Source organism: Arthrobacter sp. YC-RL1 (assembly GCF_001454985.1).
Lineage (GTDB): Bacteria > Actinomycetota > Actinomycetes > Actinomycetales > Micrococcaceae > Glutamicibacter > Glutamicibacter soli.
In genome coordinates, this window is sequence record NZ_CP013297.1 from 3,312,209 (window position 1) to 3,329,595 (window position 17,387).

General features: G+C 61.5%; 17 protein-coding genes, 1 tRNA gene and 2 riboswitches. Of the genes, 8 read left to right on the forward strand and 10 right to left on the reverse strand.

Going from position 1 to position 17,387, the window contains the following annotated elements; translation table 11 throughout:
* Positions 1 to 65 precede the first annotated feature (65 nt).
* Entirely contained in the window at positions 66 to 398 is a 333-nt protein-coding gene (locus ATC04_RS15240; protein ID WP_047118296.1) for a hypothetical protein, read from the forward strand.
* A gap of 184 nt (positions 399 to 582) precedes the next feature.
* On the opposite strand, the gene sucD is transcribed toward ATC04_RS15240, so the two are convergent.
* The 3 genes from sucD to pcrA all read right to left on the reverse strand — a co-directional run bounded on the left by sucD (position 583) and on the right by pcrA (position 5,298).
* A complete protein-coding gene (gene sucD / locus ATC04_RS15245) occupies positions 583 to 1,485 on the reverse strand; it encodes a succinate--CoA ligase subunit alpha (protein ID WP_047118295.1) in 903 nt (300 codons plus the stop codon).
* A 16-nt stretch (positions 1,486 to 1,501) separates the two neighbouring features.
* Positions 1,502 to 2,674 (reverse strand): ADP-forming succinate--CoA ligase subunit beta, encoded by a 1,173-nt coding sequence (gene sucC, locus ATC04_RS15250; RefSeq protein WP_047118294.1) that lies wholly within the window; start codon positions 2,672 to 2,674, stop codon positions 1,502 to 1,504.
* Positions 2,675 to 2,916: 242 nt separating this feature from the next.
* Positions 2,917 to 5,298 carry a DNA helicase PcrA gene (gene pcrA, locus ATC04_RS15255; RefSeq protein ID WP_047118293.1) on the reverse strand — a complete coding sequence of 794 codons (2,382 nt, stop codon included), beginning with the start codon at positions 5,296 to 5,298 and terminating at the stop codon, positions 2,917 to 2,919.
* A gap of 88 nt (positions 5,299 to 5,386) precedes the next feature.
* Between pcrA and ATC04_RS15260 the strand changes: the two genes are divergently transcribed.
* Both ATC04_RS15260 and ATC04_RS15265 read left to right on the forward strand, forming a co-directional pair.
* Positions 5,387 to 6,052, forward strand: a complete 666-nt coding sequence (locus tag ATC04_RS15260) for a hypothetical protein (RefSeq protein WP_052772242.1) — start codon at positions 5,387 to 5,389, stop codon at positions 6,050 to 6,052.
* A gap of 65 nt (positions 6,053 to 6,117) precedes the next feature.
* Positions 6,118 to 6,194: transfer RNA gene (locus tag ATC04_RS15265), tRNA-Arg, on the forward strand.
* A 143-nt stretch (positions 6,195 to 6,337) separates the two neighbouring features.
* Here the strand turns inward: ATC04_RS15265 and ATC04_RS15270 are convergent.
* Positions 6,338 to 7,567 (reverse strand): ROK family transcriptional regulator, encoded by a 1,230-nt coding sequence (locus ATC04_RS15270; RefSeq protein WP_047118291.1) that lies wholly within the window; start codon positions 7,565 to 7,567, stop codon positions 6,338 to 6,340.
* A gap of 187 nt (positions 7,568 to 7,754) precedes the next feature.
* Here ATC04_RS15270 and ATC04_RS15275 point away from each other — a divergent pair, with 187 nt between their 5' ends.
* The gene (locus ATC04_RS15275) at positions 7,755 to 8,165 is read left to right on the forward strand and encodes an NUDIX domain-containing protein (RefSeq protein ID WP_047118290.1); all 411 of its coding nucleotides are present in this window, start codon (positions 7,755 to 7,757) and stop codon (positions 8,163 to 8,165) included.
* Between the two features lie 30 nt (positions 8,166 to 8,195).
* On the opposite strand, the gene ATC04_RS15280 is transcribed toward ATC04_RS15275, so the two are convergent.
* The 4 genes from ATC04_RS15280 to ATC04_RS15295 form a co-directional block, all read right to left on the reverse strand.
* Positions 8,196 to 8,690 (reverse strand): HNH endonuclease, encoded by a 495-nt coding sequence (locus ATC04_RS15280; RefSeq protein WP_047118289.1) that lies wholly within the window; start codon positions 8,688 to 8,690, stop codon positions 8,196 to 8,198.
* A 230-nt stretch (positions 8,691 to 8,920) separates the two neighbouring features.
* Positions 8,921 to 9,802 carry a C40 family peptidase gene (locus ATC04_RS15285; protein WP_047118288.1) on the reverse strand — a complete coding sequence of 294 codons (882 nt, stop codon included), beginning with the start codon at positions 9,800 to 9,802 and terminating at the stop codon, positions 8,921 to 8,923.
* Positions 9,803 to 9,807: 5 nt separating this feature from the next.
* A riboswitch (cyclic di-AMP (ydaO/yuaA leader) is annotated at positions 9,808 to 9,972 on the reverse strand.
* 130 nt (positions 9,973 to 10,102) lie between these two features.
* The gene (locus tag ATC04_RS19500; RefSeq protein WP_052772241.1) at positions 10,103 to 11,128 is read right to left on the reverse strand and encodes a M23 family metallopeptidase; all 1,026 of its coding nucleotides are present in this window, start codon (positions 11,126 to 11,128) and stop codon (positions 10,103 to 10,105) included.
* Between the two features lie 2 nt (positions 11,129 to 11,130).
* Positions 11,131 to 11,309, reverse strand: a riboswitch (cyclic di-AMP (ydaO/yuaA leader).
* Between the two features lie 75 nt (positions 11,310 to 11,384).
* Positions 11,385 to 12,083 carry a metal-dependent transcriptional regulator gene (locus ATC04_RS15295; RefSeq protein ID WP_047118287.1) on the reverse strand — a complete coding sequence of 233 codons (699 nt, stop codon included), beginning with the start codon at positions 12,081 to 12,083 and terminating at the stop codon, positions 11,385 to 11,387.
* A gap of 255 nt (positions 12,084 to 12,338) precedes the next feature.
* Here ATC04_RS15295 and serC point away from each other — a divergent pair, with 255 nt between their 5' ends.
* On the forward strand, positions 12,339 to 13,460 hold the full coding sequence (gene serC, locus ATC04_RS15300) for a phosphoserine transaminase (RefSeq protein WP_047118286.1): 1,122 nt from the start codon (positions 12,339 to 12,341) through the stop codon (positions 13,458 to 13,460).
* Positions 13,461 to 13,540: 80 nt separating this feature from the next.
* Here the strand turns inward: serC and ATC04_RS15305 are convergent, their stop codons facing one another.
* Together ATC04_RS15305 and ATC04_RS15310 are read right to left on the reverse strand one after the other, a co-directional pair.
* Positions 13,541 to 14,155, reverse strand: a complete 615-nt coding sequence (locus tag ATC04_RS15305; RefSeq protein WP_047118285.1) for a DUF3027 domain-containing protein — start codon at positions 14,153 to 14,155, stop codon at positions 13,541 to 13,543.
* Positions 14,156 to 14,158: 3 nt separating this feature from the next.
* Positions 14,159 to 14,542 carry a cold-shock protein gene (locus ATC04_RS15310; RefSeq protein ID WP_047118284.1) on the reverse strand — a complete coding sequence of 128 codons (384 nt, stop codon included), beginning with the start codon at positions 14,540 to 14,542 and terminating at the stop codon, positions 14,159 to 14,161.
* Positions 14,543 to 14,793: 251 nt separating this feature from the next.
* Between ATC04_RS15310 and ATC04_RS15315 the strand changes: the two genes are divergently transcribed.
* Genes ATC04_RS15315 through ATC04_RS15325 form a run of 3 tightly spaced genes read left to right on the forward strand, consistent with a single transcriptional unit; the run spans position 14,794 to position 17,369 of the window.
* A complete protein-coding gene (locus ATC04_RS15315) occupies positions 14,794 to 15,012 on the forward strand; it encodes a hypothetical protein (protein WP_047118283.1) in 219 nt (72 codons plus the stop codon).
* Positions 15,013 to 15,070: 58 nt separating this feature from the next.
* Positions 15,071 to 15,778: a response regulator transcription factor gene (locus ATC04_RS15320; protein WP_047118282.1), complete on the forward strand. Its 708-nt coding sequence runs from the start codon at positions 15,071 to 15,073 to the stop codon at positions 15,776 to 15,778.
* A gap of 40 nt (positions 15,779 to 15,818) precedes the next feature.
* Positions 15,819 to 17,369, forward strand: a complete 1,551-nt coding sequence (locus ATC04_RS15325; RefSeq protein ID WP_047118281.1) for a HAMP domain-containing sensor histidine kinase — start codon at positions 15,819 to 15,821, stop codon at positions 17,367 to 17,369.
* Positions 17,370 to 17,387: the final 18 nt, after the last annotated feature.

Sequence of the window (17,387 nt, forward strand, 5' to 3'; positions counted from 1 at the left end):
CGATATATTCAATATGCCACCTCATGTGCGTTACGCCACACCGGACGCACAAGTAGGGCACCCCCATGGAGGTCTTCTTCAGGGGGCAGCGCAAGATGAAGGCGGTTATAACCGTGTCCCTGATCAAATCGGAGACTCTGAGTACACCGAGCGACGACTGGATGAACGCTTCGGTGACGACGGAAGCAGATCGTGTGGTGATTGAAACCGAGCAGGAGCGCCTGCTCCTGGAGAACGACCGGCTTCTGGAAAAAATCCGGAAGGTCCTAGCTTCTCCGCTGGATGAGATTTTCTACAACCCGAAGCACCGGATGCTGTTGATTCCGGGCGCCTTCGCGGTCATTGGATCCTCATTCCTGAGGGTGGACACCGAGGCCGCGACCGGCCTGCGGGGCTAAGCTCCCCGCGCACCGCATTACCCCCGGGCCGGCATCCCAGAGCCGGCTTAGGGCTGTTTCCCAAATCTTTGATCCGTCGCCACAACGCCGTGGAGACGGAAAATGGCCGCCCGCGCCACGGTAATCCCGTGGCACAGGCGGCCATTACGCTCTCACCCGGGTTATCCGGGCTTCGAGACCTCGCTTAGAGGGCTGCGAAAACTTCGCGCAGCAGGCGTGCGGTCTCCGAAGGAGTCTTGCCCACCTTCACGCCGGCAGCTTCCAGTGCTTCCTTCTTGGCCTGGGCAGTGCCAGCCGAGCCGGAAACGATGGCGCCTGCGTGGCCCATGGTCTTGCCCTCGGGGGCGGTGAAGCCTGCCACGTAGCCGACAACCGGCTTGGTGACGTTGGCCTTGATGTATTCGGCTGCCCGCTCCTCGGCGTCGCCGCCGATTTCGCCGATCATCACGATGGCCTTGGTTTCCGGATCCGCCTCGAACGCAGCCAGGGCGTCGATGTGGGTGGTGCCGATGACCGGGTCGCCGCCGATGCCGATGGCGGTGGAGAAGCCCAGGTCGCGCAGTTCGTACATCATCTGGTAGGTCAGGGTGCCGGACTTGGAGACCAAGCCGATCGGGCCCTTGCCGGTGATGTTGTTCGGGGTGATGCCGACCAGCGCCTCGCCCGGGGTGATGATGCCTGGGCAGTTAGGGCCAATGATGCGGGTGATCTGGTTGCCGTCGGCGTCGACCTTGGACTGGGCCAGGGCCCAGAACTCAGCCGAGTCCTGCACCGGCACGCCTTCGGTGATGACCACAACGAGGCCGACCTCGGCCTCGATGGCCTCGACCACTGCGTCCTTGGTGAACTTTGGCGGAACGAAGACGATCGACACGTCAGCGCCGGTCTCGGCCTTGGCCTCTGCCACGGTGCCGTAGACCTTGATCTCCTGCTCGCCGTGGGTCACGGTGGTGCCGGCCTTGCGTGCGTTCACGCCGCCGACGATGTTGGTGCCGGCCTTGAGCATCAGGGCGGTGTGCTTGGTGCCTTCGCCGCCGGTGATGCCCTGGACGATGACCTTGGAGTCCTTGTTCAGGTAAATGCTCATTGTTCGCTTATCCCTCTTACTTCGCTGCGTTGGCGAGCTCGGCGGCCTTGTCGGCGCCCTCGTCCATGGTTGCTGCCAGGGTCACCAGTGGGTGGTTGGCTTCGGCCAGGATGGCGCGGCCTTCTTCAACGTTGTTGCCGTCCAGGCGGACAACCAGCGGCTTGTTCGCTGCGTCACCCAGGGTGTTCAGCGCGCCGACGATGCCGTTGGCCACTGCGTCGCAAGCGGTGATGCCGCCGAAGACGTTGACGAACACGGACTTGACCTGCGGGTCGTTCAGGATGACGTCCAAGCCGTTGGCCATGACCTCAGCCGAGGCGCCGCCGCCGATGTCCAGGAAGTTCGCCGGCTTCACGTCACCGTGGTTCTCGCCAGCGTAGGCGACGACGTCCAGGGTCGACATGACCAGGCCTGCACCGTTGCCGATGATGCCCACTTCGCCGTCCAGCTTGACGTAGTTCAGGCCTGCAGCCTTGGCCTTGGCCTCCAGCGGATCGGCTGCGCCCTTGTCCTCGAGCTCTTCGTGAGCCGGGTGGCGGACCTCGGACGCGTTGTCATCCAGGGAGACCTTGCCGTCCAGTGCGACGATGTCGCCTGCGCCGGTCTTCACCAGTGGGTTGACCTCAACGAGGGTTGCATCCTCTTCCTTGAAGACGGTCCACAGCTTCTGCAGGGTCTCTTCGACCTTGGCACGCAGTTCCTCGGCGAAACCGGCAGCTGCGACGATCTCGGCGGCCTTTTCGGCGTCGATGCCGACCAGCGGATCAACTGCAACGCGAGCCAGCGCCTCCGGGCGCTCCTCTGCCAGCTGCTCGATCTCCATGCCGCCCTCGACGGAGCACATGGCCAGGTAGTTGCGGTTTGCGCGGTCCAGCAGCACGGAGAAGTAGAATTCCTCGGCGATGTCCGCACCCTGTGCGATCATGACCTTGTTCACGGTGTGGCCCTTGATGTCCATACCGAGAATGTTCGATGCGTGCTCGAAAGCCTCGTCTGCGGTCTTGGCAACCTTAACGCCGCCAGCCTTGCCGCGGCCGCCAACCTTGACCTGAGCCTTAACGACTACGACGCCGCCGATCTTTTCAGCTGCTGCCTTGGCTTCTTCAGGGGTGTAAGCGACGATACCGGCAAGCACGGGTACGCCGTGTGCCTCGAATAGATCGCGCGCCTGGTACTCATACAGGTCCACGGGTTTGTGTCCTTCGTTCGAAGTTCATGCTGACTCGCGGCACAGTCACGGACCAGTGTCCGCGCCGTACCCAAAGAGAGCGCACCGCAACCAAACAGACGCCGAAACGGCGTCTTAGCCCGTGCGCATTTCTCAGACTATCCTTACTTTCGCGATCTTCCCACTTTTACAAGTTGTAGAGATTCCGCGCATTTCACCGATTGGCTATCGCTGTGACCAAGCCAATATCGCAATGGGGTTGACTACTCGACAATTTCGAGGGGCGCGTACCGAAGCAGAAGTCGTTTCTCGGAATCCGGAAATTGGACCTTGGCCACGGTTTTGTCGCCAGCGCCTTCCAAGGCGACGACTGTGCCCAAGCCAAAGGCCGTATGCTTGACCGACTGCCCGACCTTAGGGATCACGATCTTCTTGTTCTGCACCACACGCTGCTTCGACACCGGAGCGGCGTTGTGTCCGCGGACAGTATTGTTCGCCACCGACGAACCTGCTCCCCAATGGCTTCCGCGCTCGTAGCGGCTCGTGGCGAAATTCACCGAGCTGGAACCGAAGGACAGGCCCGGGCCGAAGGACGATCCCTCGCGCTTCCAGTCGATCAGCTGGGAGGGAACCTCTTCCAGGAACTGGCTGGCAGGGTTGTACTGCGCCTGTCCCCAGAGGCTTCGCTGCTCGGCACGCGTCAGGTAGAGGCGCTCGCGGGCGCGGGTCAGCCCCACGTAGGCCAGGCGGCGCTCTTCGGCCAGCTCCTTTTCATCGGTCATGGAGCGCTGATGCGGGAAGACTCCGTGCTCCATGCCGGTCAGGAACACGACCGGGAATTCTAGGCCCTTGGCCGTATGCAGGGTCATCAAGGTCACCATGCCCTCGCGTGCCGCCATGGCTGCGCCCTCGTCATCGCTAGGGGCTTCCGGGATCTGGTCTGCGTCGGCCACCAGCGCGACCCGTTCCAGGAATCCGGCCAGGCCGCCCTCCGGTTCGTCGTTGACGTAGTCGCGCACGACGGCGACCAGTTCCGCGAGGTTCTCAACCCGGGACTCGTCTTGCGGGTCGCTGGAGGAACGCAGGGTTTCGAGGTATCCGGTCTGCTCAAGCACTGCTTCCAGCGCTTCGGCCGGGCCCGAGCCTTCGGCCACGATCTGCAGGTCGTCCATGAGCGCCACGAAAGCCGCGGTCATCTTGATGCCCCGGGTGCCCAGGCCCGGAGCCTCGTCCGAGCGGCGCAGCGCTTCCATGAAGGAGATGCGCTCGCGCTCCGCCAGCGCGGCGACGGCGCCTTCGGCGCGGTCGCCGATGCCGCGTTTCGGCTCGTTGAGGATGCGCCGGACGTTGATGTCGTCTTCCGGGTTCACCAGGGCGCGCAGGTATGCCAACGCATCCTTGATCTCCTTGCGGTCGTAGAAGCGCGTTCCGCCGACCACCCGGTATTTCAGATCGACGCGCATCAGCTGCTCTTCAAGCGCGCGCGACTGGGCATTGGTGCGATAGAAGATGGCGATGTCGCCGGGGCGTACGTCTTCGTCGTCGTTCAGCCGCAGGATCTCCTCGGCGATCCAGCGGGCTTCGTCCGACTCGGACTCCCCCACGTAGCCGACGATTTGCTCGCCGTCGCCGCTGGCGGTCCACAGGCGCTTGTCGTTGCGGTCCGGGTTGAGCTTGATGACCTCGTTGGCAGCGGTCAGGATGTTCTGCGTGGAACGGTAGTTCTGCTCCAGCTTGATCGTCGCCGCGTTCGGGTAGTCCTTCTCGAACTCGATGATGTTCCGGATGTCGGCGCCGCGGAAGGCGTAGATGGACTGGTCCGAATCGCCCACCACTGTCAGTTCGCCCGGAGGGGTCTTCCCGTCGGGCCCGGTGAGTTCGCGAACCAGCGAATACTGGGCGTGGTTCGTATCCTGGTATTCGTCGATCAGCACATGGCGGAAGCGGCGGCGGTAGTTGTCCGCCACGGCCGGGAACGCGCGGAACATGTAGACGACCTGGCCGATCAAGTCGTCGAAGTCCAACGCGTTCGCCGCCCGCAGGCGCTGGGTGTAGCCGCGGTAGACCTCGGAGACGGCCCGGGAGAAGGGGTCGTTCGTGTTGATGGTGGCCGCGTAGTCCTCGTCGTCGATCAGCTCGTTCTTCAACGAGGAGATCTTGTGCGCGATCGCCTTGGGCGTGAAGCGCTTCGGGTCGATCTCCAACCCCTTGGAAACCAGGGTGATCAGTCGCAGCGAATCCGCCGAGTCGTAGATCGAGAAGTTCGACTTCAAGCCGATGGTGGCAGCTTCGCGGCGCAGGATGCGCACGCACGACGAGTGGAACGTGGAGATCCACATCTTCTTCGCCTGGTCCTCGCCGATGAGCTCGGCGGCGCGTTCGCGCATTTCGGCGGCGGCCTTGTTGGTAAAGGTAATGGCCAGGATTTCATGCGGGCGCGAACGCCCCGTTGCCAGCAGGTACGCAATTCGATGGGTCAGCACACGCGTCTTGCCCGAGCCGGCGCCGGCGATGATCAGCAGCGGGCCCCCTGCATAGCGCACGGCCTCTTCCTGCTGTGGGTTCATGCCTACCAGCAGTTCGTCCGCGGTCGGCAAAGCCCGAGCTGTGGGTTCAGGAGCGAAGTCATCAAAAAGGAAATCCATGGTGTAGCCAGTCTACGTGCCGCATTGGACAGTATCGTGATGCCGGCCGAGCGAACCGGGACACAGCCTACCGGGCATAATGGAAGGTATGGCAAAGAAGGTCAGGAAGTCCAAGGAATACCGCAAACCCTCCCAGTTCGTCGAACAGCAGGGTGAGGCTCTGGACCGGAAGCTGAACAAATACAACGTCCAAAGCACTTCCCACGAGAACAAATCCAATCCCATGCTGCTGATCTCCGCTGGATTGGCCATCAGTCTTTTTCTGTTTATCTATCTCCACGGGATGGCGTTGAGCCAGATGACCGATCTCAGCAACAACCTGTCCATGCCGGACCAGCGGGTCTTCGGCTACACGGTGGAGGATATTGAAGCGCTGCGCAGCGCCATGGACGAGGACGCCCGGGGGCAGCTGAACTACGTTCACAAGACCGCCGGCATGCTCTTCCCGCTGTTCACCGCCGCCATGAGCATGCTGCTGTTCATCCGCTGGATTCCGAACCGCCGGACCCGGTTGCTGGCGTGGTGCGCCCCCTTGGGGTTCGCCGTGGCGGATATCGTGGAGAACTTCGCTATCGATGCCCTGTTCACCGCCAACGAGGTGACTGCCGGAGCGGTCATGTTCGCATCGATCCTCACCACGATTCGTTGGGCGTTGCTGATCATCACCGCTGGGTTGATCATCGGGCTCGGACTGTCCCGGGCCAACCGGTCGTTGAAGCGCAAGATGGCCGAGGTCCGCGACCAGAGCTCCTAGCGTGGCAGCGTGGTTCACGACAGCAAGTACCTAGTAGGATAGTCTTGTTGGTGTTTTCACGCCCAGCCTCTGTAGCTCAGTAGGATAGAGCGACCCTCTCCTAAAGGGTAGGCCGTCGGTTCGATTCCGGCCAGGGGCACCAATACGAGAAAGGCGCTTCCCCGCGATATTCATCGTGCGGAAGCGCCTTTCTCGTCTGCCGCGTCCGGGCGTCAGCTCCCGGACGCGCCAAAGGGCGCGTTCCACGGGGAACGCGCCCTTTGGCGGCCTAGCTGCGACGAACGCTTAGCGCAGCAGCAAAGCGGTGGCCTTTGGCGACAGCGAGGCGTCCATGACGACGCAGGCGCCGCCGACGGCGCCGACGTTGGCGCCCAGCGCGGAGGTGCGGGTGTCGATGTCGTGCACCGTACGCAAGCCGAAGCGGCGCTTGACCGCTGCGTCGACGTCTGCGCCGACGAGCTCGCTGACCTTGTCCCACTGCGGACCGCCGAAGACAACCTCGCGGACATCCAGGGCGTTGGCCAGCTGGCCTGCGACTTCGCCAGCCATGACCATGGTCTCGGTGACCAGTTCCTTGGCCACGGCATTGCCTTCCAGCGCCAGCTCGGTGAGGCGGTTCATGCCTTCTGCGCGCTGTTCTGGGCCGAGGATTTCGTAGGCCGGTAGTTCCAGGCCGCGTTCCTTGGCCTTTGACGCGATGAATTCGTAGGAGGTGCCGGAAGCCAGGCAGTCATCTGCACCGCACTCTTCGCAGAACACGGACTTGTGGCCCGTGGAGTAATGCCCGATCTCGCCGGCGTTGTTGCTCGAACCGTGGTGGACTTCGCCATCGATGACGATGCCGGCGCCGAAGCCGTGGCCGCAGTACACGAAGACGAAGTCGTCGGTCTTTTCTTCCTTCGACTGCCACAGTTCCCCAACTGCGGAGGCAATCGTGTCCTTTTCGATGATGACCTGCAGGCGCAGGAGCTTGCGCAGCGGGTTGACGAGTTCGACGTCGGCCCAGCCGTCAAGCAGCGGCGGGTTCAGAACCACCCCTTCCTCGACGTTCACCGGACCCGGCACGGCAATGCCCACTCCGACAATATGCTTCTTCGGAACACGGATCTCTGCGATCAGTTCCTTGACGGTGGTCGCCATCAGCTGCACGGTTTCGGAAGCCACTTCGAGGTTCGGGACTTCGATGCTGCGCTCGCGCAGGACTTCGCCGCGCAGGTTCATGGCCACGAAGGTCAGAATGCTGGGGTCCAGATGGATACCGATCGAAACCAGACGGTTTCCTTCCAGCTCGAGCACGGTGCGTGGCTTGCCCGGGCCGGAAACGATGGTGCGGTCTTCGCGCACGATGCCGTCGTCAAGAAGACGACGCACAACATTTGAAATGGTCTGCGGTGACAGACCCGTCGAACTTGCCAGTTCGACGCGGCTGATTCCATCCGGTGCCCTGCGGATGGATTCAAGAATTACGGCTTGGTTGAAGTCTCCCAAGCGCCCTAGGTTGGTACCCCGTCGCATTAATGCTCCATAGATCTATAAATTTGATGGATCGATCTTTCCGTTCCTCGGCTTTCACCTGCCACCACCCACTCGGTCAAAAAATTGCGAGTAATAAGACCACGGCGAACAACAACTAAAAACGTTGGAGATCCACTTATGCACGTTACCACCTGCGACGGCTTCGCACACGCGATATTGTGAATTCATGAAGAAAAAATTGACTATATCAGCCGCTTGTTTAATCAACAACCAAGGAGAAATATTGCTGGTCCGCAAACGCGGGACGAGCAAATTCATGCAGCCTGGCGGCAAACCCGAGAAAGGCGAGTCACCTTTACAAACTGTCATTAGAGAAATTAAAGAGGAGCTCGGTGTCGAGTTCGCACCGGACGAGCTCGAGTACCGCGGCGAGTGGCATGGCCCTGCCGCCAACGAGGCTTCGACCTCGATTCACGCGCATCTTTTTTCGGGGCGTTTCAGCGGCGAGCTCGAACCGTTGGCCGAGCTTGAAGAGCTGCTCTGGATCGATCCAAAGCAGGCGCTGCTGCGTGACGATCTCGCGCCGCTGCTGCGCGAGCACGTGCTCCCGTCGGCAATTGAACGCGCCAAGGCCTAGTCGAGGTCTCCCGCCTGCAGTTGCGCGGTGTCAGCCCGCCTGGAGGTAGACATCCCACGAATCGTGGATCTGGTTGAGCCCCGAGACCAGATGCCCGCCATAGCGCGGGCGGTGCGGGGTGACGCGGAGCTGCCAGCCGAGCTGTGCGAGCATCTTGTCGGCCTTGCGGCTGTTGCAGGCCAGACAGGCCGCTACCAGGTTCTCCCAGGTATTCTGACCGCCCCTGCTGCGGGGAATGACATGGTCGATGGTATTGGCGGACTTGCCGCAGTAGGCGCAGGTAAACCTGTCCCTACGGAGAACGCCCCTACGGGTGACATGATTCATGTCCCTGTAGGGGCGTCGTACATAGCGCTTTAAGACGATTACCGTTGGCCGCGGTAACTCGCCGTGAGCGCTGCGCACGGGCGACGAGTCATCCTGCAGGACGATAGTGGCTTTCTCCGCCATCACCAGCAAAAGGGCTCGACGGAAGGTCACCACGGCCAGGGGCTCGTAGCCGGCATTCAAAACCAGTGTTCGCATCTTGCAGTACTTCCTTCTTGAACCGATAGCCGCCATCTGGCATTGGTGGGGCTCGCGTTCCCTACGGAGAGGCTCTATCGCAAGCCTAAAGGATCAGCCCTCTGCTATGTGAGGGTTCAAGAAAGAAATTCTGCGAAGTTCATCTGCGAAGACCCAGATGTTCATCCTGGTTAAAGGCATAAGCCGCCGAACGTCTTTCACGTTCGGCGGCTTATGGAAAGTTTTTAGGCTTAGCGAGCCAGGGTGTAGTAACCGTACAGCGGGTTACGGCTCACCGAGTGGATCATGGTGTCCACGGTTGGGTTCTGTGCCCCGATCATCTGACCGCCGCCCAGGTAGATGCCTACGTGGCCGCCACCGTTCTGGAATACCAAGTCGCCCGGCTTAGGGTTGCTGGTGCGCTTGAACTGGCCGGAACCCAGGATTGCCGAGGTGCCGCGGGCGATGTTGATGCCGTGCTGTGCGTAAACGTACTTCACGAAGCCCGAGCAGTCCCAACCCGATGGGCCGTTGCCGCCCCATACGTATGGAACGCCGACGTACTTGGCAGCGGTAGCCGCGATACCTGAGAGGTTCGAAGTGTTGACCGAAGAGCTGCTCTTGGCCTTCTTCTTGGTGCTGGTCGACTGGGTGGAGTTCGACTGGGTGGAGTTCGACTGGCTGTTGACGTTCTGGCGGGTCACCGGAGCGAAGTCGTCCGAGGAGCTGCTGGAGGACGACTGGTTGGAACGGGTGGTGGGCGCCGTGGCGTTCGACGAAGTCGAGGTGACCTCGTTGGCCACTGCGATAACAACCGGCTCCGGCTTCTCGTCGGCGGTGAAGCTGGCGCGCTCGATATCAACCGAAGACTTCTTGTCTGCGGCAACGCTGACAGCCTTGACTGCCACGCGCTCTGGGTTGATGGTGTCAACCGGAGCCGCGGAAACGTCGCGTGGAGCAGTTGCCTGGCCAGGCACGCCCAAGGTGATGATCAGACCGGAAGCTGCAGCTACGACTGCTGCCTGACGACCTACAGAGCCAGCGTTCGATGCAACAGCCTGCGAGATCGCTTCCAGAGAATTGGTACGTGGCACATCGGCGCGGCGACGTCCATGAGTTTGACGCTTGGTCACTTTTTAAAGCCTCTCCTTGATACCTACGAGGTAAGCTGTCGGGTTCGAAGTGGAGTTACCTCGGTGGATTCGAAGTTTCCTTCTCTTCCACTTCACCCCTAGGGTTGTTAGTTCAAACTAACGACCCGATATTGGTTCCCCCGCCACTGCCGTACGAGTTGTTTATAACTGCACATTGCGTGTTGGCAGTGCTCGGTTCTCACGCAATGTTGCTCAGGGAGATCCCCCTGGCACGCATATAAGCCTATAGGATGATTTTCCAAATGTCACGTTTAGGTCACGGAATGGTGACGAAGAACGTTACAACCAGCCGGCTGGGTCTTTGAACTGCCCGTCGATTATGACGTCGAAGTGCACGTGGCAACCGGTGGAGTTGCCGGTGGTGCCGCTCAGCGCGATCAGATCTCCCCGCTTGACCTTGTCGCCCACGTTGACCAGAACCTTCGTGTTATGGCTGTAACCGGTTTCCAGTCCATCGCCATGGTCCACCATGACCCGGTTGCCGGAGTGCCCGGCCCACCCTGCGACGGTTACGGTACCCGAAGCGGAGGCGTAAACCTCAGTGCCGCAGGCCACACCGTAATCTGTACCACCATGGATCATGGTGCCAGCGCCGGTCGGGTTATTGCGGTGCCCAAAAGGCGAGGTAATGCGGTTCGACTTCACCGGGCGGTCAAGCAATCCGGACGTCGACTTGATGGCAGTGACGTTGCCGCCAGAGGCTGCCATAACCTCGGAGAGCTTCTCTTCTCCCGCAACATTAGGGTTCAGTTCGGAAGTCAGCGCTGCGCGTTCAACTTCCAGTCCAACCGATCCTGGCGCGGTGACGTCCACGACTGCGGAAGTTGCGGTGCGTTCGGCGGCAACGGCCACGTCGTCGCTGGACGAACCCGAGAACTGTGGCGCGATAGCGGCAAGGGCCAGGCCCGAAACTGCGGCAACTGCAGCGACTTTGTGGCTAAAGCCAAGTCGCGATGGTTTTTTGGTATCAGCGTCCAGCTGCGAGATGAACTCGACATTGCTCGAGATCTCTGCGGATTCAGGCTGGGCAGCGACTGCGCCCGGCAGAGCAATGACATTGCTGTCTGCATCTTCCAGCACCAGCATCTGGCGGGTAGGGGCGATGCCGTAGCGTGCGCGTTCCTCGAAACGGCGACCTACGTAGTTGGCATGCACCGGTGCTGCAGGCTCGATGGCAACAGCCGATTCGCTCACCCGCGATGCGCGGCGTCCACCCGCACGCTCGGTAGCGGCAGCTGCGATTTCGCCAATCACATCCAGCTCAACAACGGCGGCGCGGCGGCCGGTCGTCTTGGTTTCTACCAAAACATTCCTCTCATGTAGCGCCTACGAAGTTAGCTGTCGGATTCGGCTCCTGAGAATGAGCCGGCCTGCTTTTGGCAGGACTTCACCCCTAGACGTAAACGTCGGAAAGTGGGTCCCCCGCTATTGCCCCATAAACTGACTTCCCATCCGCGCGCAGGGCAATACTAGGCGTTCGCGCAATGTATGGGCTGGTGCGGGTCTAACCCCGTGCACCGTGTACTAACGTTACCCGTCAAAAGGGAAAGTTACAATTTCGTTATCTTTTGTGGGACTTGACGAATACATGGCTGCTGACCTCTACCGGAAGCTCCAAAGCGCCCTCTACACCCTGCACGCGTACGACGATGTAGTCTTCAGCACGCTCAAGGGTGACAATCGCCCCAGGGCGGATTCCGCCTTCATTCAGCTGTCCCAGCAGGATCGGGTCAGTCTGGATAGGTTCCGCGAGGCGCTCGATTGCCAGCGGTCCTTCCACTCCATCCAAAAGAGCCTGGTCAAGGTTCTGAACTTCCGATGAGATTTCGCTCACTTTTGGCCCGCCAAGGACCTCTAAACCCGGAATTGGGTTGCCGTACGGGGAGACCGTCGGCTTCCCCAGCAAGTCGTAGAGCCGGCGCTCGACGCGCTCGCTCATGACGTGCTCCCAGCGGCAGGCTTCTTCGTGGACGTACTCCCAGTCGAGCCCGATCATGTCTGCCAGCAGTCGTTCAGCAAGGCGGTGCTTGCGCATGACGCTCGTTGCCAGTTCGTGACCTTTCTGGGTCAAGGCAAGATGGCGGTCGGTGGAAACCACGACGAGGCCGTCTCGTTCCATCCGGGCTACGGTCTGCGACACAGTCGGGCCTGAGTGGCCCAGACGCTCTGCGATTCGGGCGCGCAAGGCCACGATTTCCTCTTCTTGCAGTTCAAGAATGGTACGCAGGTACATCTCGGTTGTATCGATAAGGTCAGACACGGCAGCCGCTCCTGGAAGTCACAACAATAAGTTCGTAAAAATAATGAGACGTCACTACACACTCTACTGGGTGCGCTGGACATATTCGTTACGGGGCCGGCCACCGAGGATGTCGTAACCCTCCGTCCGGTTTTTCTCTGAAACGCTCACGGTTTGCGAAGATAGTACTGAAACGCCTGAACCCACCCACCTTATTCCGCGCCGCGGAACAGCGGGTTTTCAGCCCTTCAATCTATAGCTATATCGAGGAGCACGATGAGCACGGACATCACCATTCCACAGAATCTTTTGCCAGCCGACGGTCGTTTCGGCGCCGGTCCGTCCAAGGTTCGCGCAGAGCAAGTCCAGGCGATTGTTGAGGCAGCGGATTCCCTCCTGGGCACCTCGCACCGTCAGGCTCCGGTCAAGAACCTTGTGGCATCGGTCCAGAACGGACTGAAGGAAATGTTCAACGCGCCAGAGGGCTATGAAGTTCTGCTGGGTGTCGGCGGCGCTACCGCGTTCTGGGATTCGGCCGCCTTCTCCCTGGTGCGCAACAAGGCGCAGCACCTGTCGTTCGGCGAGTTCGGCTCCAAATTCGCCAAAGCCACGGACAAGGCCCCGTTCCTGGCTGCCTCGACCATCATCACCAGCGAGCCGGGCAGCGTTCCTGTTCCCGCCGCCGAAGCCGACGTCGATGTCTATGCATGGCCTCACAACGAGACCTCCACCGGCGCTGCAGCCCCGGTCAAGCGCGTAGCTGGCGCCAACGATGACGCACTGATGGTCATCGACGCCACCAGCGGCGCCGGCGGATTGGCCGTGGACTTGGCCGAAACCGACGTCTACTACTTCGCGCCGCAGAAGAACTTCGCAGCCGACGGCGGCCTGTGGATCGCGTTCGTTTCCCCGGCGGCCATTGCGCGCATCGAGGAAATCGCCGCCACCGACCGGTGGATCCCGGACTTCCTGAACCTGAAGACCGCTCTGGACAACTCGTTGAAGAACCAGACCTACAACACCCCTGCACTGACCACGCTGGTCATGCTGGATTCCCAGATCAAATGGATCAACGCCAACGGCGGACTCGCCTGGGCCGCTGAGCGCACCGCCGAATCCGCGGCCAAGGTCCAGGCCTGGGCCGAGGCCTCCGACATCGCTGCGATGTACGTGGCGAATCCGGAACACCGCTCCAACGTCATTTCCACCGTCGACTTCGACGACAAGATCGACGCCACCGCCATCGCCAAGGCGCTTCGCGCCAACGGCGTGGTCGATGTGGAGCCTTACCGCAAGCTCGGCCGCAACCAGCTGCGTATCGCAACCTTCGTCGCGATCGATCCGAGCGACGTCCAGGCACTGCTGAACTGCATCGACTACGTGATCGAACAGCTCTAGTCCCCACGACGCACGACACCACAACAGCGAAGGGCTCGGACCACATGGTCCGAGCCCTTCGCTGTATGCCTGTTTCGGCGCTAGCCGTCCTTGCGTGCGCGGTTGCGTTGCGCGGCGCGGCGACGTGCGGCGGTTCGCTGGGCAGTGCGCCGACGGCGGACCTGGCGTCGAGCCGGTGACTTGACCGACTGCAGCTCTTCCTCGTCCGCAACCTCGTCGGTCGCGAGCTCGTCCTGTGCAGGAACGGCGTCAGCTTCTCCCTCAGGAATTGCCTGCGGCTGCTCCGAACCCTGCTCATCCTGCGCGGCCGCCGAGGTCTCAGCCTCTGTAGGCTGCTCGCCTTCAACGGCGCTGTGCTCGGCCTCTGCGGCTTCGATCTCCTCCTTGGCCAGACGATCCGCCCACGGCACCCAGGCAGGAGCCAGCAGTGAATCCTCGCCGGCAATGATCCCGACCTCGCACACTGTCAGATCTTTGGCCTTGGCCCGTGGCACCCGCGCGAGTGTCGCGAACCATGTCCAACCTTGGTATCCCTTTTTATGGGAGATAAATCTATGGGTGACAAGTCGCTCACCCTCGGCCGTGACGCCGAGGTGTTCGCCGATTTCGGATTCCCCGGCGATTTCAGCCAGGGATAGCCGCGCGGTATCGACCGCTTCAGCGAGGAGGGTGTCCAGCTTGGGTTTACGGGCCATTGTTTATGCGTCCAGATCGTCGGCTACCGCGCGCAGCACGGTAGCTACCTTTTTGCCGTATGCATGTTCAGGATAGCGCCCATTGCGCAAGGTATTCGAAACGCTGTCCAGCAATTTGATTAGGTCCTCGATGACGACGGCCTCGGCTTCGGGCTTCTTGCGCTTGGCGCGAGCCACCGACGGGGCCGCTTCGAGCACCCGGAGGCTCAAGGCCTGCGGTCCGCGACGGCCCTCGGCCACACCGAACTCAAGGCGCGTTCCCGGGCGCAGCTCATGCATGCCGTCGGGCAGGGCCGCTGCGTTGACGTAGATCTCTTTGCCGTCTTCTGCGGTAATGAATCCAAAGCCCTTGGACTTCTCGTACCACTTAACCTTGCCGGTAGGCATGCTGTAATACCTCGTTCGTTTCTCGTGCGTAGCTGCATGGCCGAGGCCTGCTCAGCACCATGCATATTCAGGTGTTCGCTTCCGCGGAGCTTTCACCGGGCTTTTCGAATTCTTTTCCCGGGTGCTCGACGCACGGAGTCGAACCAAGTCGTTTACCTTTGATTATGTCATTCATCCGGACACAAAATCACCTTGGGCGCTCTTTGACTCGGGACTCCCTCCTCCGGGACGGCAACGGTAAAGTAGGAACGGTGAGCACCTTATCCGTCACCCTGTCCGTTGTTTCGCGTCTAGCCATCGGCGTTGCCGTAGTTTCCACCCTGGCATTGGCTGCGACGCTGGTGCTCTATTTCCAGGAAATCAGCATCCCGCCCTTCCTGATGATTCTGGGCGTCTGGGGCCTTCCGGTCGCCTTCCTGCTGGGCGTTGCAGTCGTTATCGGCAACGTCATCCGGCGTCGCAACAACTAATTTTCTACCCCAGCATTCATACAGGAATCTCCCAGACTTCTTAGGCACACTGGGTTTCATGAGTGCAAAAACCCCAGAGGCAAAACTTCTCGTTGTCGATGACGAGCCGAATATCCGCGAGTTGCTGTCCACTTCCCTGCGCTTCGCAGGTTTCGAAGTTGTCTCCGCAGCCAACGGCCGGGACGCCCTGGCAGCGGTTGAGGCCGAGGAACCTGACTTGGCAGTGCTCGACGTGATGCTTCCGGACATGGATGGATTCACCATCACCCGCAAGCTGCGCGCCGCGGGGCGCCATTTCCCGGTCCTGTTCCTCACCGCACGTGACGACACCTCGGACAAGGTCACCGGCCTGACCGTGGGCGGCGACGACTATGTCACCAAGCCGTTCAGCCTGGACGAGGTCGTCGCACGCATCCGCGCAGTCCTGCGCCGCACGTCTTCGGGCGAGGAAGAGAACGCCACCATCGTGGTCGCCGACCTCGAGCTGGACGACGACGCGCACGAGGTCCGCCGCGCCGGCGAGATCATCGACCTCTCCCCCACCGAGTTCAAGCTCCTGCGCTACCTGATGATGAACCCGAACCGCGTGCTGTCCAAGTCGCAGATCCTGGACCACGTGTGGGAGTACGACTTCAACGGCGACGCGTCGATCGTCGAGTCCTATATCTCGTACCTGCGCCGCAAGGTCGACCGCCCCGAATGGCCTGCGCTGATCCAGACCAAACGCGGCGTCGGCTACCTGATGCGCACCCCGGACCGCCGCTAGCCGCGTCCGTCCACGAGCAAGGGACTTGTAAAGTCATCCTATGAAGTCGATTCGTTCCCTCTGGCGGCGCACCACGCTGCGCACCAAACTGGTGACAGTGATGTTCGGGCTGATGATCCTGGCCATCGTAGCCACGGCCGTGGGCTCGGCCCACACGCTGCGGATCTCGATGACCAACCAGATCGATGACCAGCTGGTCGCCGCCGGACCGACGATGGGGCTTGGTCTGAACAAGGCCTACCTGTATTCGGTGGACAACCCCGGGGACCCCGACGGCTTCAAGGACTTCGACCCGACGCTGCTCGGGCTGAACAGCTCCTACGCCGACATCCGTGATAAAGACGGGAAAATCGTCTACATCATGCCGCGCTCGCGGGTTTCGCCGAGCACGGCCTTGGATTCGCCGCTGTTGAATCCGGCCAATATCGATAAGCTGCTGGAAACGCCGAACAAGCCGGTGACCATCCCGGGCATCCAGGCGAACTCCGCCGGGTGGCGGACCATGGTGATTCCGCTGAAGAGCAGCAGCCTGAACCTGTTCCTGGCGATCCCGCTGAGCACCGTCAACAACACCGCGCAGCAGGCGGCGGTGCTGGTGCTCTCCACCGGCTTGCTCGCCGCGCTGGTCATGTCCATGATCGCCTATGCCCTCACCACCCGGTCGCTGAAACCGCTGACGAAGGTCGAGCGCACCGCGTCCATGATCGCCGCCGGCGACCTCACCCAGCGCGTGACGGACTATCCTGCGGAGACGGAAGTCGGCAGGCTCTCACGCTCGCTGAATTCGATGCTGGCGCAGATCGAGAAGGCTTTCAAGGACCGCGAAGCTTCCGAACAGAAGATGCGGCGCTTCATTCAGGATGCCTCCCACGAGCTGCGCACCCCGCTGGTCACCATCCAGGGCTACTCGGAGTTCTACCGCCACGGCGGACTGGCGAGCCCCGAAGCCCTCGATTCGGCGATGGGGCGCATTGAGAGCGAATCCAAGCGCATGGCGCAGCTCGTTGAGGACCTGCTGATGCTGGCGCGCCTGGACGAGCAGCGCCCGATGGAGAAGCAGGCTGTCGACCTGCTGGTGCTCGGACAGGACATCGTGGAGGACACCCGGGTGCGGGCGCCCGACCGCAAGGTCACCTTGGTGGGCCTGTCCAGCAACCAGCCCAGCCCCGCCAGCACTGTCGGAGACGACGCCCGCATCCGCCAGGTCATCGCCAACCTGCTGACCAATGCCCTGCGCTACACCCCCGAAGGGTCCCCGATCGAGATCGCGGTGGGTGTGCGTTCGCTGGTGGCCGGTGCCCTCGACGCAGTACTCGAGGTCCGCGACCACGGCCACGGCATTCCCGAAGAGGACGCCAAGCGAATCTTCGAGCGCTTCTACCGCTCGGATGCCTCGCGCCAACGCGAAACCGGCGGTTCCGGCCTGGGGCTGGCAATTGTCGCAGCCATTGTCCAACAGCACGGCGGATCCGTGTCGCTGAGCGAAACCGAAGGCGGCGGCGCCACCATGGCCATCTCGCTGCCCTACGTTCCGATGCCCGAGCCGCGCGACGACGACTTCGACTTCCATCCGGAGCACGACGAGTCGTAGCCTCATTGTCCACAACCG